At 57.7% G+C, this 14716-nt stretch carries 19 protein-coding genes; 13 read left to right on the top strand and 6 right to left on the bottom strand.

All coding sequences use genetic code 11. From position 1 onward, the window contains the following. Positions 1-143 precede the first annotated feature (143 nt). The 4 genes from AC2FIB_RS05355 to aspS all read left to right on the top strand — a co-directional run bounded on the left by AC2FIB_RS05355 (position 144) and on the right by aspS (position 4395). Positions 144-1271 carry an aminodeoxychorismate synthase component I gene (locus tag AC2FIB_RS05355; protein WP_496841797.1) on the top strand — a complete coding sequence of 376 codons (1128 nt, stop codon included), beginning with the start codon at positions 144-146 and terminating at the stop codon, positions 1269-1271. Next, the gene (locus AC2FIB_RS05350) at positions 1226-1873 is read left to right on the top strand and encodes an aminotransferase class IV family protein (RefSeq protein WP_496733925.1); all 648 of its coding nucleotides are present in this window, start codon (positions 1226-1228) and stop codon (positions 1871-1873) included. The genes AC2FIB_RS05355 and AC2FIB_RS05350 overlap by 46 nt, the downstream gene beginning before the upstream one ends. Continuing rightward, a complete protein-coding gene (locus AC2FIB_RS05345; RefSeq protein WP_496841796.1) occupies positions 1870-2541 on the top strand; it encodes a CPBP family intramembrane glutamic endopeptidase in 672 nt (223 codons plus the stop codon). The genes AC2FIB_RS05350 and AC2FIB_RS05345 overlap by 4 nt, the downstream gene beginning before the upstream one ends. A gap of 78 nt (positions 2542-2619) precedes the next feature. Next, positions 2620-4395, top strand: a complete 1776-nt coding sequence (aspS, locus tag AC2FIB_RS05340) for an aspartate--tRNA ligase (protein ID WP_496841795.1) — start codon at positions 2620-2622, stop codon at positions 4393-4395. 247 nt (positions 4396-4642) lie between these two features. Here aspS and AC2FIB_RS05335 read toward each other — a convergent pair whose 3' ends face one another. Continuing rightward, entirely contained in the window at positions 4643-5359 is a 717-nt protein-coding gene (locus AC2FIB_RS05335) for a response regulator (RefSeq protein ID WP_496841794.1), read from the bottom strand. A 134-nt stretch (positions 5360-5493) separates the two neighbouring features. Here AC2FIB_RS05335 and mce point away from each other — a divergent pair, with 134 nt between their 5' ends. Both mce and AC2FIB_RS05325 read left to right on the top strand, forming a co-directional pair. Further along, complete coding sequence (mce, locus tag AC2FIB_RS05330) at positions 5494-5898, top strand: methylmalonyl-CoA epimerase (protein ID WP_496733932.1); 405 nt, start codon at positions 5494-5496, stop codon at positions 5896-5898. A 21-nt stretch (positions 5899-5919) separates the two neighbouring features. Continuing rightward, positions 5920-6195: a DUF1467 family protein gene (locus AC2FIB_RS05325; protein ID WP_496724063.1), complete on the top strand. Its 276-nt coding sequence runs from the start codon at positions 5920-5922 to the stop codon at positions 6193-6195. A 3-nt stretch (positions 6196-6198) separates the two neighbouring features. On the opposite strand, the gene AC2FIB_RS05320 is transcribed toward AC2FIB_RS05325, so the two are convergent. Together AC2FIB_RS05320 and AC2FIB_RS05315 are read right to left on the bottom strand one after the other, a co-directional pair. Continuing rightward, complete coding sequence (locus tag AC2FIB_RS05320) at positions 6199-6897, bottom strand: EI24 domain-containing protein (protein WP_496733934.1); 699 nt, start codon at positions 6895-6897, stop codon at positions 6199-6201. Continuing rightward, a complete protein-coding gene (locus tag AC2FIB_RS05315; protein WP_496733935.1) occupies positions 6894-7472 on the bottom strand; it encodes a nitroreductase family protein in 579 nt (192 codons plus the stop codon). Before AC2FIB_RS05315 ends, AC2FIB_RS05320 begins: the two co-directional genes overlap by 4 nt. A 138-nt stretch (positions 7473-7610) precedes the next feature. Here AC2FIB_RS05315 and AC2FIB_RS05310 point away from each other — a divergent pair, with 138 nt between their 5' ends. Further along, positions 7611-7886, top strand: coding sequence for a DUF167 domain-containing protein (locus AC2FIB_RS05310; RefSeq protein WP_496733937.1), 276 nt, complete (start codon positions 7611-7613; stop codon positions 7884-7886). On the opposite strand, the gene AC2FIB_RS05305 is transcribed toward AC2FIB_RS05310, so the two are convergent. Beyond that, on the bottom strand, positions 7874-8122 hold the full coding sequence (locus AC2FIB_RS05305; RefSeq protein ID WP_496733939.1) for a DUF8831 family protein: 249 nt from the start codon (positions 8120-8122) through the stop codon (positions 7874-7876). The two genes, AC2FIB_RS05310 and AC2FIB_RS05305, sit on opposite strands and share 13 nt — an antisense overlap. Before the next feature lie 122 nt (positions 8123-8244). Between AC2FIB_RS05305 and AC2FIB_RS05300 the strand changes: the two genes are divergently transcribed. From AC2FIB_RS05300 to AC2FIB_RS05285, 4 genes are all read left to right on the top strand, one after another. Further along, complete coding sequence (locus AC2FIB_RS05300) at positions 8245-8952, top strand: M48 family metallopeptidase (protein WP_496733940.1); 708 nt, start codon at positions 8245-8247, stop codon at positions 8950-8952. Further along, the gene (locus tag AC2FIB_RS05295; protein ID WP_496733942.1) at positions 8949-9317 is read left to right on the top strand and encodes a YigZ family protein; all 369 of its coding nucleotides are present in this window, start codon (positions 8949-8951) and stop codon (positions 9315-9317) included. The genes AC2FIB_RS05300 and AC2FIB_RS05295 overlap by 4 nt, the downstream gene beginning before the upstream one ends. Before the next feature lie 68 nt (positions 9318-9385). Further along, entirely contained in the window at positions 9386-9661 is a 276-nt protein-coding gene (locus AC2FIB_RS05290; RefSeq protein ID WP_496733944.1) for a DUF6455 family protein, read from the top strand. Positions 9662-9727: 66 nt separating this feature from the next. Continuing rightward, complete coding sequence (locus AC2FIB_RS05285) at positions 9728-9982, top strand: DUF6455 family protein (RefSeq protein WP_496733945.1); 255 nt, start codon at positions 9728-9730, stop codon at positions 9980-9982. 6 nt (positions 9983-9988) lie between these two features. Here the strand turns inward: AC2FIB_RS05285 and AC2FIB_RS05280 are convergent, their stop codons facing one another. Next, positions 9989-10231: a CDGSH iron-sulfur domain-containing protein gene (locus AC2FIB_RS05280; protein WP_496733947.1), complete on the bottom strand. Its 243-nt coding sequence runs from the start codon at positions 10229-10231 to the stop codon at positions 9989-9991. Between the two features lie 215 nt (positions 10232-10446). On the opposite strand from AC2FIB_RS05280, the gene AC2FIB_RS05275 reads away from it, so the two are divergent. Next, entirely contained in the window at positions 10447-10635 is a 189-nt protein-coding gene (locus AC2FIB_RS05275) for a hypothetical protein (RefSeq protein ID WP_058275732.1), read from the top strand. Between the two features lie 601 nt (positions 10636-11236). Here AC2FIB_RS05275 and rimO read toward each other — a convergent pair. After that, positions 11237-12631, bottom strand: a complete 1395-nt coding sequence (gene rimO, locus AC2FIB_RS05270; protein WP_496733949.1) for a 30S ribosomal protein S12 methylthiotransferase RimO — start codon at positions 12629-12631, stop codon at positions 11237-11239. A gap of 93 nt (positions 12632-12724) precedes the next feature. Here rimO and AC2FIB_RS05265 point away from each other — a divergent pair, with 93 nt between their 5' ends. Next, positions 12725-14674, top strand: coding sequence for an AsmA family protein (locus AC2FIB_RS05265; protein ID WP_496841793.1), 1950 nt, complete (start codon positions 12725-12727; stop codon positions 14672-14674). Positions 14675-14716 lie beyond the last annotated feature (42 nt).

Raw genomic sequence — 14716 nt, 5'->3', positions numbered from 1 at the left:
CACCCCCAAGCGCCCAAATTGTCCTGCGTTATAGGGACCGCGCAAAAAGGTGCAAGGGGGATCGGAAACAGGGGCGAAATTGCCGCTTTCCCCCCTTTCCCTTGACGGCGTATTCTCTATACCGCGCAGCACGACAAATGAGGATGCAATTGCGTATTCGTTTTGATCAGGGGCCAGCCGGGCCAGGAACCAGTTTTGACCGGCCAGCCGAAATGATCCGCGCGGACAATGCGGAGGACGTGCCCCAAGCGTTGGAGGCGCTGGACGAGGCGCGCGCGCAAGGGGCTTGGTTGGCTGGCTACGCCAGCTATGAGCTGGGGTACGTGCTGGAACCGCGCCTGTCTGACCGCATGCCAGAAGGCCGCCGGCTGCCTTTACTATGCTTCGGCGTTTATGATCGCCCCATTCAGCGGGAATTGCCCGCTGCATCCGGAGGGGTGACCCATTTTGAACCGCGCTGGGACGAGGCACGGTACACGCAGGCGTTTCAACACGTACATGACGCCATTGGGGCAGGGGATATCTATCAGGCCAACCTGACATTCCCGATTGATATGACTGTAGAGGGCGATAGCGCCGCGCTTTATGCCGCGCTCACGGCCGGACAGCCCGTAGGTCATGGCGCGCTGATCCAGCAGGATGGGTTGCCCGATCTACTCAGCCGGTCGCCTGAACTGTTCTTTGGCACAAACGCGGACCGCGGGATCGAAACCCGCCCGATGAAGGGGACCCAACCCCGCAGCGAGGATATGGCTGAAGACGCCCGGCGTCGGGCGTTCCTGGCAGTCGACGAAAAGAACCGGGCTGAAAACCTGATGATCGTCGATCTGTTGCGCAACGATATCAGCCGCGTCGCGATGCCCGGATCCGTCAAGGTGCCCGAGCTGTTCAAGGTCGAAACCTATGCGACCGTGCATCAGATGATCTCGCTGGTGCAGGCGCAGCTGCATATGGGCGCCGAGCTGTCCGATATCCTGACGGCTCTGTTCCCCTGCGGTTCTATCACCGGTGCTCCCAAAATTCGAGCCATGGAGATTTTGTCCGATCTCGAACCCTGGCCTCGCGATGTTTATTGCGGTGCGATCGGCTGGGCCGCGCCGGACGGGCGTTCAGAATTCAACGTGGCGATCCGGACGCTGATGGTCGAGGATGGCGCGGCCACCCTCAACGTCGGCGGTGGAGTTATCTGGGACAGCACGGCCCCATCGGAATATGAGGAAGCGCTATGGAAAGCTCGCTTTGCCCACCAGCTGACCCTGACTTCCGCCTGATCGAAACACTGGCCTTTCGACCCGGGCAAGGGTTCGGTCGCCGAGATCGGCATCTATCCCGTATGGCTCGGTCAGCTGCGGCCATGGGCATTCCTTTCGATGCGTGCGCCGCCATCCAGACACTGGACACTGTCGTAGGGCCATCACCTCTGCGTTGCCGGCTTACGCTGGCAGTTGATGGAACATACGATGTGACAACCGGGGTTCTGGCCGATAACCCACCATTATGGCGGGTCGCGGTCACCAAAATGCGGCTTTCCGCGTCGGATGTTTGGTTGCAGCACAAGACGACTCAGCGCTCTGTTTATGACACGGCTCGCGCATCGCTGCCGGACGGAATAGACGAATTTCTGTTCCTGAACGAGCGTGACGAGCTGTGCGAAGGGACCATCACCAACCTGTTCCTGCACATGCCGGACGGCCGGCGTCTGACGCCAAAGCTGACCTGCGGATTGCTTCCGGGAATTCTACGTGAAGAACTACTTGATAATAAACAGGTTACCGAAAGCGTCTTGTTCTTGACCGATCTGAAAAACGCGGAAAAAGTTTTCGTAGGGAATTCCTTACGTGGCCTGATCCGGGCGGAGTTGGCGGTATTGTGAGCAAACAAAGCGATTGGGCGCATGACGGGGCGCTTCACCTGCGGTTACGGCTGGAATTCGGTCTGTTCTTTGTCGCAGTACCGGTTCTGATTGCAGTCTTCTTCCCTCCGAATTGGATGTTTCCGTCGCTGTTCACCTTCACGGCCATCGGTATCATCCTGCTCCATTACACGCCCGGTTTTGCCTGGGCCGAGCTTCGGTACAACTGGCGCAACTGGAGTTGGCGCGAGCTTGCTGTGTTCACTGTTATGATGATTGCTTTCTGCTCGGCGGTCGTCATGGCGACGCGGCCGGATGTTGCATTTCGTATGCTTCTCTACCGGCCCGAATTCCTGGCAGTGATCTGGCTGGCGAACCCGATCGCTTCGGCTCTGCCGCAAGAGCTTTTGTTCCGATCACTGTTTTTCCGCCGCTACCAGGCGATCCTTCCAAACGGGAAGGCGGCTTACCTACTGAACGCGTCCCTGTTTTCGCTGGCCCACCTGATGTACTGGAGCTGGATTGTCGCCATCATGACCTTTGGCGGAGGACTGTTGTTCACTTGGGCCTACCGCCAACGCGGGTCGTTTTTTTACGCGGTCCTGCTGCACGCTATTGCGGGGAATGTTATCTTTGCGGCGGGTCTGGGCATCTATTTCTATTCCGGCAACGTGCAAAGGCCGTTTTGACGGCGCGACCTGCCTTGACTTTCCAAGCCTGACAGGGTGTACCGGCGCGACGAATTCTACGCCCGAAGGGATAAATCCATGCACGCCTACCGCAGCCACACCTGCGCCGCACTGACCGCCGCCAATGTCGGTGAAACCGTCCGCCTGTCCGGTTGGGTGCATCGGGTACGAGATCACGGCGGCGTGCTGTTCATCGACCTGCGCGACCATTTCGGTGTGACACAGGTTCTGTGTGATGGCGACAGTGCAGCTTTTGCCGAGCTTGAGAAAGTACGTTCGGAATGGTGTATCCGCATCGACGGCACCGTCAAAGCACGTGACCCGGAGCTGGTGAACTCGAAACTGCCGACCGGTGAGATTGAAGTTTACGTGCGGGAGCTTGAGGTTCTGGGCGCGGCTGACGAACTGCCGCTGATGGTGTTCGGAGATCAAGAATACCCCGAAGAAACGCGTCTGCGCTACCGTTACCTGGACCTGCGCCGCGAGGCGATGCAGAACAACATGACCCTGCGCTCGGACGTTGTCGCTTCGATGCGCAAACGTATGTGGGAACAGGGTTTCCGCGAATATCAGACGCCGATTATCACCGCTTCGTCGCCTGAAGGCGCGCGTGACTTCCTTGTGCCGTCGCGTTTGCACCCGGGCAAGTTCTACGCGCTGCCGCAGGCCCCACAGCAGTTCAAACAGCTGATCATGGTGTCGGGCTTCGACAAGTATTTCCAGATCGCGCCGTGCTTCCGTGACGAGGACCCGCGCGCGGACCGCTCACCCACCGATTTCTACCAGCTTGACCTTGAGATGTCGTTTGTCGAACAGCAGGACGTGTTCGACACGATCCAGCCGGTTCTGACCGGTGTGTTCGAAGAGTTCGGCGGTGGCCGCAAAGTAGATCAGGAATGGCCGCAGATCTCCTACAAGGACGCTGCATTGTGGTACGGTTCCGACAAGCCGGACCTGCGCAACCCTATTAAAATGCAAGTGGTCTCTGACCACTTCCGCGGGTCTGGCTTCGCGATTTTCGCGAAGCTGCTGGAGCAAGAAGGCACCGAAATCCGCGCCATCCCGGCGCCGACCGGCGGCAGCCGTAAGTTCTGCGACCGCATGAACGCCTTTGCTCAGAAAGAGGGTCTGCCCGGGATGGGTTACATCTTCTGGCGCGATCAGGGCGAAGGGATGGAGGCCGCAGGACCGCTGGCCAAAAACATCGGCCCCGAGCGCACCGAGGCGATCCGTCAGCAGCTGGGTCTGGGTGTCGGCGATGCCGCGTTCTTCCTGGGCGGTAAGCCGAAAGCCTTTGAAAAAGTCGCTGGTAAGGCCCGCGACGTGATCGGCGAGGAGTTGAACCTGACCGAAAAAGACCGCTTTGCCTTTGCCTGGATTGTGGATTTCCCGATCTATGAGCAGGACGAGGAAACCGGCGCGATCGACTTTGAACATAACCCGTTCTCGATGCCGCAGGGCGGAATGGAGGCTCTGGAAGGCAATCCTCTGGACGTGCGTGGCTATCAGTACGACCTGGCCTGTAACGGGTATGAGCTGGTGTCGGGCGCGATCCGGAACCACAAGCCGGAAATCATGTTGAAAGCCTTTGAACTGGCTGGATACGGCGAAGAAGAAGTGAAAAGCCGCTTTGGTGCGCTGTTCAACGCCTTCCATTATGGTGCGCCGCCGCACGGTGGCTGCGCCGCTGGTATCGACCGTATCGTGATGCTGCTGGCCGATGAAGCCAACATCCGCGAAGTCATGATGTTCCCTATGAACCAGCGTGCCGAGGATCTAATGATGGATGCGCCATCCGATCCGACCTCGGATCAGATGATGGAGCTGGGCTTGCGGATCATCCCTCAGGACTGAGAATAGCAAAACCCGCTGCTTACCCTGCAGCGGGTTTTCTCATGGCTTGCGCTTGTACAAAGGTCATGGCTATGGACCGGTATTCATAGCTTGGTCACAGGTCTGCGTAGCCTGTTTGTTGGCGACCTATTCCCATGGGTCCCTAAAGGACTTCCTGCTGGAGCGAATATCGCGGGCGGTAGCGCGGGTTTGCCAGTAGACCCAAAGACACAGGATCGTTGCGGTTATGAAGTAAGCGGTCATCATCTCAAATCGCCTCACGCTGTTTCAAACGGGTCTGCACAATCCCGGCGACCTGAGCGGCCACGGCCGTTATTGGGGTCCCGCCTGCCCGGGACTCGGCAAGCCGCTGCGCCGCGTCCGCCAGAACTGTATCGTCGGCATCGCGGGCGACCCCGCGCAGAAACTGTGCCGCGTAATCCAGCGTGCGCTGATCATTCGGACCGGCCAGAACGTCGGCGATATGGGCCATGTCATCCTGATAGGCCAACGGATCGGCGTTAATGATCTCATCCCGGACGGCATGCAGGCTGCTGGGGCGGTGATTTTCGGGCAAACGTTCCAGAACGGATGTCTGAAAATAAGCCAGCGATTTTAGGGGTTGCGCCAGAAACCCATCAGCACCGGCCCGCATTGCGGTGCGTTTCATGTGGTCATCCCCGGACATGCCAAGAATGGCCCCAATGCGGGGCGCAGCCTCAGACAGATCGGCGATCAGATCCGCGCCGGACCCGTCCGGCAGACCCATGTCCACGATGATGACAGAGGGGCGGTAGATCTGCAGGTGACGCCGTGCCGATTGCAGGCAATCCGCCCGCCTGATGCGCGCGCCGCTGTGCAGGCACATCAAGCGGATGGCGTCGCAGGCATAGCGGCTGTCTTCCACAACCAGAATAGTTTGTCCCAGCAGGGGCCGCGTGGCCGTCGGCTGCGCGGGAGAGGCGAAGGGGCTCGAATCGTCCATGGCGGAACTCCTAATCAGCAGATACCTCACGCTAGGAACTTCTGGCTAACAGGGCGTTAACGGCAATTTGGCGCACTTGTTCTTTGTTCAATCTGCCCCCATAACCGCTGCAACGCAGAATAGAGGAGAGTTCCATGATTGGTCGACTGAACCACGTAGCCATTGCCGTACCCGATCTTGAGGCCGCCTCTGAGCAGTACCGCAACGCGCTGGGCGCGAAAGTCGGCGCGCCACAGGATGCGCCGGATCACGGCGTCACAGTTGTTTTCATCGAACTGCCCAACACCAAGATCGAACTACTTTACCCGCTGGGCGACGACAGTCCGATCAATGGGTTTCTGGAAAAGAATCCTGCCGGCGGCATCCACCATGTCTGCTACGAGGTCGAGGATATCATCGCCGCGCGCGATCATCTGAAGGAAACCGGAGCGCGCGTGCTGGGTTCGGGTGAGCCCAAGATCGGTGCGCATGGTAAACCGGTGCTGTTCCTGCACCCCAAAGATTTTAACGGCTGCCTGGTCGAGCTGGAACAGGTGTAACCTAACCCCGGAGGGGATAAGATGTCGATTACTGGTGCGGCCGTTCTGTTCGCTGTGATCTGGTTCATGACCTTGCTGGTGGTGCTGCCAATTCGCATCAAGACGCAGGGCGATCTGGGTGATATCGTTCCGGGCACCCACGCGGGCGCACCTGAAGAGCATCACCTGAAGAAAAAGATGTGGATCACCACCGGTATCACGGTGGTGCTCTGGGCCATTATCGCAGGCATCATCCTGTCCGGCATGATTTCCGTGCGAGACTTCGACTGGCTGAACCAGCTGGAGCCTCAGCGCTGATCTTTACGCCATAGACCCTGATAGCTTGTGGTAGATATGGGTGAACGTTGCGACCCCAAGGATTGGGATCACAAGGTTCACCAGGGGCACGGATAGCGGGATCGCCATCAAAATGCCTGCCATCCAGATGGTCGTTGCGTGTTTGGCGCGCAGCTTACGTGCACCTTCGCGACCCAACCTGCGCATGGCCGCCAGCGTAAAGTATTCCCGCCCCAACAAGAAACCGTTCATGCCCCAGAAGATGAAGGGAGCGAGTGGGGTAAAGATTGCATAGAGAATCAGGGCCAGCAGGTTGGCAACGATCAGAACTCCCATGAAACTCAGCCCGTCGCGCAGGCTTTCGCTGAACGGAATGCCGGGTACAGCTGGCAAAGATGGGTAATGCTTGTCTTCGACAGCTTGCGCCACGTCTTCCAGAAACATCGACGTAATCGCCGAGGCCACCGGAACCATCAGAAATATTGGCAGGATCAGGACGACAAAGATGCCGGAATAGTTCAGCACGTCGTTCAGCCACGGCACGGCACCGATAAAGGGCAGAGAGATCTCGTTCCCCGACAGCCGGTTGATCAGCCAGATTGCCAAAGCACAGGCGGCGATCAGCAAAACGATCGTCAGACCAACGCCGCGCAACAGGACAGCCCGGAACTTTGGGTCGCCGATCTGTCCCAGTGCTGCAAAAAAGGCGTTGAGAATGGTCATTCCGAAACCCACTGCGTCAACCCATCCACGTCAGGGCGGGGTCTTTCGGGCGGTGCTTTGCCCTCGGTCGCGATATGAACCAGACCCGCGACGCGTTCATTTTCTTGCAGCCCGAACGCCTTTTGGCAAAAGTCGCGGTCGTGGGTCTGCCAACCGGACAGCCAGTTTGCGCCCCAACCCGCAGCAAGTGCCGCGTTCAGCAAAGCCAGGCACACTGCGCCAGCGGAATAGGTCTGTTCGATTGCAGGGATTTTCGCGGAGGGTTTCTGAACCTCGATCACGGCGACCGCCAGATGGCCCATGTCGAACTGGTTGCGGGCCTTGGCTATGTCCTCAGCGGATTTACCCAGCGCCGAGCCACATTCTTCGGTCAATTGCGCAAGGCGCGGCATAGCGCCTTTATCGAGTACGATGAAACGCCAGGGTTCCAGCTTGCCATGATCCGGGCTGCGCGCCGCGGCCGTTAGCAGGGGTAATAGCTGGTCCCGCGTGGGCGCGGGTTCAATCAGCGTTTTTGCAGGGCGCGACCGTCGCGATTGCAGAAACTCCAGAGCGGCCGGATTCTTCAAGGACATATGTTAACTTCCTTTACATAGGCGGTTGTGTATGTGGTTGAACATCTGGCGGGTTTCAAGGGCAAGTGGCTGGATGCAGGAGATCAATTTCACTCCCTGAGCGTTCGTGCAAGGGTGTTCAAGAAGAAGAGAGGGAAGATGGCCAAACCAAAGCTGCGAAATGTACCGGATCTGAGCGCGCGCGCCGTACCCGATGAAGGGATCGAGGTCCGGGTCACGCCGAAAGCTGCGAAGGATGGGGTTTTAACCGATCAGGGAAACATTCGCATCACCGTTACCGCGCCGCCCGAAAACGGCAAGGCAAACGAGTCGGTGCGTAACATATTGGCCGTGGCCATGGGGGTGGCACCGTCTACTCTGATCCTCAGGCGGGGGCAGGCGTCGCGTGACAAGGTGTTTGTCTATTTACCCTGATCCGGTGTTTCCCGGACTTGGTACACGCCTTCCGGCAAGTCCAAAGCCGCCGCCAGATCGCGCACCTGTTCAGGGGACAACGTGATCCTCTGAATCTGATCCGTGCGCGGGTCCAATTGTTCAAGCGTCACACATTCGGCGAAGCTGTTGATGACGACATCCTCTTGCAAAGGCTTTGGGCCTTCGTCCACCAGAGTAATGACTGTCGAGTCGAATTCATGCTCAATCGAAAACATGAAAGCAGAGTGCAGGTCAGCCGAGTGCAATGCAACCCGTACCTTACCAATCGGGCTGTGGTGATTGGCGCGGCTCCGCGCTATGGTCGTGAAAACGGGCCAATCGTTTCAAAGGTTTATGAATGTATCGTCTGATCTGTTTGTTTCTTCCTCTTTTTCTGGCGGCCTGTAGTGCTGGCGAGATGCGATTGCAGCCCGCGACCCAATGGTCGGGGACCTTGGGCGAGTATCAGGTAGAGGCGGCTGCGGTTCGGGATGTCAGCCGCTCCATCGGCAAGGAAGCCCGGGCAGAGTGTCTGAAGCGGGCCAAAGTCAAAAATTGTGATTTCACGGTTCTTGTTGATCTCAATCCACAAGCGGAAGCGAATGCGTTTCAGACCTTGGATGACAGGGGCCAGCCGGTGATCATAATGACCCGATCCATGATTCAGTCGGCGCAAAATCCAGATGAGCTGGCATTTGTACTCGGGCACGAGACCGCTCATCATCTGCTGCGTCACATTCCGCGCCAGGCCGAAAACGCACAGGCAAGCGCAGTCATTTTCAACAATCTGGGCAAGCTCTTTGGAGAAGAGGGAGAAGACCTGGAGCGTACACAGAAAATTGGGGCGGAAGTGGGGGTGCAATTGAATGTTAAGGCCTTCGAGCTTGAGGCTGACCAGTTGGGCACAATCATTACCCACAATGCCGGATATAACCCGTTGATTGGTGCAAAGTACTTTGACCGCATCCCGGACCCGGAGGACAGTTTTCTCGCGTCACATCCGCCGAATGCGCAGCGTGTGCAGATGGTTCAGAACACGGCCCGAAAACTTGGGCTGACGCAATGACCCAATTAGCAAGGCTGGGCGTAATCCTGACGGATCGTGGATCGAAATACGCGGTGTCGGGGGCTGCTGTGCAAACGCGCGAGGGCGTGGATGCCGTTCTGCAAGACCTCAAGTCCGACAAAGCCTATGCCAAGGCGACGCACAATACCTGGGCGACGATCTTGCCTACAGGGGCTCTCAAGGCCGACGACGGCGAAAGCGGTGCCGGAATGGTCATCCTACGCATGCTCGAAAGGGCCGGACTGGAGGGCCACATCATCATTGTCACCCGCTGGTACGGGGGTAAAAAGCTGGGCGGTGACCGCTTTCGCAGGGTGCAGGATGCCACCCGCGCCTATCTGGACCATATCGGCGCCGGGTCTTGACCTGAGTCAAATGCCAGTTCGGGCCGCTGCGCTATCCTGTCAGAACTGTGCGACAGGGAGACAGCGCAATGCTTGGCAAAAATACTCTGAAACGACATGCGGAACTGGTCGACCAGATGGCAACCCACGTCGGGGTCGATCTGGAAGATGCGGCCATAGGCGGTGATGTCTCGATTGACCAGATATCTGATGCGGTCCTGCGATGCAGCGATTGTTCGAACCCTGATCATTGTGCGCAATTTCTGGCACAACCTGCCCAAGGCCAGAAATCCCCGGAATACTGCAGGAACACGTCCCTGTTTGACCGCCTCACTTCGCTGTCGGAAAGCAAGCGCGACGGTTAAGAAAAATCATGCCGCGCCATTGCTGTGTTTGACGGCGCTTTGTGCAAACAAAAGGCAGATCTGCCAATGACCCGAGACAATCTGGGCGACGTGGAGAAACACTTTTGGCTAACCCGGTCGGTGGCCAGATGTATGGATGTTTCGTTGACCGAAGCGATGGCCGAGGGGCGGTTGACCACCAATGGTTATGCGGAGATCGTGACGCGCTGTCGTGCCTCCGGGTGCAGCGACCAATGCGAATTGTGGCTGTCGAAACAACAGGTCAAAGCCGATTCGGCCCCTGAATTCTGCGCTAATGCGGAAACGCTGAACGCTTTGTAGACTTAGTCAGAGCTTGGAATGCGAACCGTCGCACAGCGGCGGATTGGCCGTTTGTTTGCACCCGCAAAAGAACACCTTCTTGCTGGTCTCGGCAGTAAACTTCACCGGTTCAAACTGGGTTCCCTTGTGTGAACCATCGCAGAAGGGCTGACGCTCTGACTTGCCACAGGCACACCAGAAATAGGTTTTCCCTTCGGTCACTTCGACCGGGTAGGGGGCTTTTTGGGCAGGTTTCGGCTGATTTGACATGTGGCTGCTCCGCTTTTGGCTAATGTCGTGAAACAACTATAATGCCTTCGCGCGGGGCGTGTAGAGCGCTTATGTTTCTTTATGTAAGCAGCATGGTTTTGCCGCTCTCACGAATCTGTGATTGATTTTGTTGCAATAATATCAACGAGGTCGTATTTTGAGACTGGCCCCAGATAATAGGGCAATATGAGAAAATTTTTAGAGGAATGACGGACATGAAACTTAAATTTGCTGCCGTTAGCGCAATTGCCCTGGTTCTGGCTGCATGCTCGCAGCAGGAAGAGCCGACGCCGGTTTACATCACGCCTGAATACGACAAGTTCGGCACACCGAGCTGCCCGGCTGGAACCGAGCTCGCCACGACCGAAGCGGGACAGACCATCTGTAACCCGGTCGCTCAGTAAGAATTCTGCGGGCGGTCTTGTATTGGCCGCCCGCTTACTCAACGCATCCGACCGCCCTTGTTGGGCGGTTTTTTTGTGCCCGCTTTATGCCATTGCGGGTCAGATCAGAATGCGTCGAAATGGGCAATCATCGCCTCTCCAGCCGTCAATATCCGTGCCCAAAAGACTTGCGGTGATAGTGTTGACGCCTTGACTCGTACCGTGGTGCATAAAGGTAGCGATAGGATTTCTTTTTTTGCTTTTGCTGAACGTGGGGCGCGTTCTTAAGAACCGGTTTTGCGTGGTAGACTTTGGGTGTGTAGACTTTCGGAGAGTAATAGTGCCGGTGAATGCGGATATTATTGCGATTATGAGCGTTCTGCGATTTTGACCCAACAACAAATTGGCCGCTCGTTCCAACGGTGATGCCGCCTGCAGTCGACGGGACGGCAAAAAGTTGGGACGCAAGTATCGCGGCCATGCAATTGAAAGAGATTGCACGAAAGTATGCCATGAAAACCCTCCTTCTAGCGAGTTGAGGTTTTCATTCATGGTCCGGGAAAATCCCGTATCAAGCCAATAAACTTAAATCACGCTCTGCCTATCGAGGGTGAACGGCACATTAGGCTGAGGTGCGTGTGCCCCATAAATCGTATTCGTCGGCCTCATCGATCTCGACCGACACGATGTCACCAGGCTTCAGGTCATCAAAACCCTCATCGATGAACAGGTTCCCGTCGATCTCGGGCGCGTCCGCCTTGGTGCGGCACGTGGCGGCTTCGTCATCAACCTCGTCCACGATCACGTCGATGGTCTGGCCGACCTTGGCGGCCAGCTTAGCCTCGGAGATGGCCTGCGCTTTTTCCATGAAGCGTTCCCAACGCTCTTGTTTGACCTCGGCTGGAACGTGACCTGGCAGGTCGTTCGACCGCGCGCCGTCAACATTTTCGTATTGAAAACAGCCGACACGATCCAGTTGCGCCTCGTCCATCCAATCCAGAAGGGTCTGGAACTCGGCCTCAGTCTCACCCGGATAACCAACGATAAAAGTCGATCGCAGCGTGATGTCCGGGCAGGTTGCGCGCCATGCGGCGATCTCATCCAAAGTTTTGGCCGCCGCCGCCGGGCGCGCCATGCGTTTAAGGACGTCCGGGTGGGCATGTTGGAACGGGATGTCCAGATAGGGCAGAATGTTGCATCCGGCGTCCGCCATCAGTGGGATCAACTCGCGCACATGCGGGTAGGGGTAGACGTAGTGGAGCCGAACCCATGCATCCAACTGCCCCAGCTCACGTGCCAGATCGGTGATGTGGCTGCGCACCTCGCGGTCCTTCCACGGGTTCACATCGTATTTCCGATCCAACCCATAGGCGGATGTATCCTGCGAGATCACCAGCAATTCACGCACGCCGTTGTCGACCAGTTTTTCGGCTTCGCGCAGCACCGCGTGGGCCGGACGGCTGGCGAGCTTGCCGCGCATGTCAGGGATGATGCAGAATTTGCATTTGTGGTTACAGCCCTCGGAAATCTTGAGATAGCTGTAATGGCGGGGGGTCAACTGTACGCTGGTAGCAGGCAGCAGGTCCACAAACGGATCAGGATCGGGCGGCACTGCCGAATGCACCGCATCCAGTACCTGCTCGTATTGATGCGGGCCAGTAACAGCCATGATGCGCGGGTGATGTTCGCGGATGTAATCCGGTTCCGCGCCCAAACAACCGGTCACGATGACTTTGCCATTCTCCACCAATGCCTCACCAATAGCGTCTAGCGACTCGGCCTTGGCACTATCGAGAAACCCGCAGGTATTCACGATCACGGCATCCGCGCCTGAATAGTCGGGCGAGATGCCGTATCCTTCGGCACGCAGGCGCGTCAGAATGCGCTCACTATCGACCAGGGCCTTGGGGCAGCCCAAGGATACCATGCCAATTGTTGGCTGGTTCGAACGTGGCGTCTCGGGCATCCGGGCGGCAGGCGCCAGGTCGGGGCGGAGGTTTGGCGGGTTCGTTGTCATTGCGCGGCATATAGTGGGGAACGCTTCCCCTTGCAAATGCGGCGCAGGCTTTGGATGATCTTTTTAACGCATGAAAAAGGCGGAGAGCAGAATATGAAGTGGCTGTTGCGCATAGTTTTCCTGTTGGTGGCGGTTTTTGGCTTGGTCATCGGGGCCTTGCTGCTGATGCCCGGCGACAAGCTGGCCACCATATTGGCCGAGCAGGTCCGCACCCAAACCGGGCGTGATCTGAAGCTTACGGGTGATGTGAACCTGTCTTTCTGGCCCGTGCTGGGGCTGGAAACCGGTCCGGTGACTTTTGGAAATGCACAATGGGCCGGTCCTGAACCAATGCTGAGCGCCGAAAGCCTGGCCGTGGGGGTTGATGCTGCCGCGCTGATCTCCGGGGACCTGCGCATCAAACGGGTGATCGCCGATAATCCGGTTCTGCGGTTGGAACTTTCGGATGGGCGTGGGAATTGGGAACTTTCGGCACCCGCAAACACAGCCTCGGCGGGGACTGCAAGCGGCGCGGCACCGCAAGGGCAGCAGGGCGAGGTGACGCTGGATCATCTGAAGCTGACGAATGCACGTTTGGTCTATATCGAAAACGGCGCAACTAAATTCGATTTTGCCAATGTCGATCTGGCGGCCAGTTGGCCGGACGTTTCGGCGCCTCTGCAGGTTCAGGCTCAGATGGCAGTGCCCGGGGGGGCGGTCGATGTCGACCTCAAGATTCAAGATCTGCCAGCTTACGCGTCCGGCGCGGTAACGCCGCTGGATTTGACCATGACCGCGCCCGGAGGAGAGTTCGGTTTTGCAGGCCGGGTCAATCTGGCTGGTGAAATGGATGGCAGATTGCTGGCCAAAACGACGAACACGGAACGTATGCTGGCTGCTTTTGGTCAGGCCGGTGTTGGGGTGCCATTGGGTCTTGGGCGCGAGGCTGACGTGGCCGGGCAAATGACCTATACCAGCGATGGTCGGATTTCACTGCGCAATTTGGTGGCGTTGCTGGATAATAATCGCCTGACCGGCGAGGCAGATATCGTTATCTCGGACCCGCCGCAGATTACCGCACGGCTGGAAGGCGGTGACCTGGATCTTACTCAATTCAATGATACGCCTGGTGGCGCTGGCGGAGGGTCGGCGCCGTCGCCTGACCAAGGGTGGTCGACCACCCCGATTGATGCGTCTGCGCTGGCCTTGGCGAATGGCAAAATCCGCCTCAAAGCCAATTCCATTGCCGTACCGGGTCTGACGCTGGGACCCAGCGATCTGACGCTTAACCTTGATCGATCCAGAGCGGTTCTTCAGATGAACCCTGCCACATTGTTTTCAGGGCATCTGAACGGGCAAGTGGTTGCCAACAACCGGAACGGTTTATCGGTCGGCGGCAATCTGACCGCGGATGGCATGGATGTGCAGCAAGCTCTGTCCGCCCTTGGCGGGATCGAGCGGTTGTCCGGCACCGGATCAGGGTCGTTTGAATTTCTGGGAGTTGGACAGACCGAGGATCAGATCATGCGCTCACTCAGCGGCAAGGGTCGTGTGGACGTGGGCAAGGGCGTGATCTCGGGGTTTGATCTGGACCGCCTGATGGGCCGCAGCGGGGGCGAGCGCGGCACAACCGTGTTCAACAGCTTGTCTGCCAGCTTCACCATGGATCAAGGGGTGTTGTGGAACAACGACCTGTTGATGTCGCTGGATAACTTCCGGGCCGACGGTTCCGGTCGGGTCGGAATCGGCAACCGCGATATCGACTATCTTTTCACACCTGTGGCGCTGCGCGCGAATTCGGGAAACGGCATCGCGGTACCAGTGAAAATTGTCGGGCCGTGGAGCAACCCGACGATCAAGCCGGATCTAACCAAAGTCCTCGAAGCTGTTGCTGAAGGAAAGGCCAAAGAGCTTGAAGATGAGGCCAAGCAGAAAGTTCTGGACAAGGTCGGGGACGAGCTGAATACGACGATTACGGACAGCGATCAGATCGAAGACGCGATCAAAAACAAACTGGAAGACGAAGTGAACAAGGGGCTGCTGAAGCTGTTTGGCGGCAACTAATCAGCGCCAATACGCAAGGGCGTCGGGGCAGAAGGTGCCCCG

The sequence above is a fragment of the Ruegeria sp. YTSA072 genome, from assembly GCF_059610285.1.
This window is presented reverse-complemented; position numbering and strand designations above follow the sequence as displayed.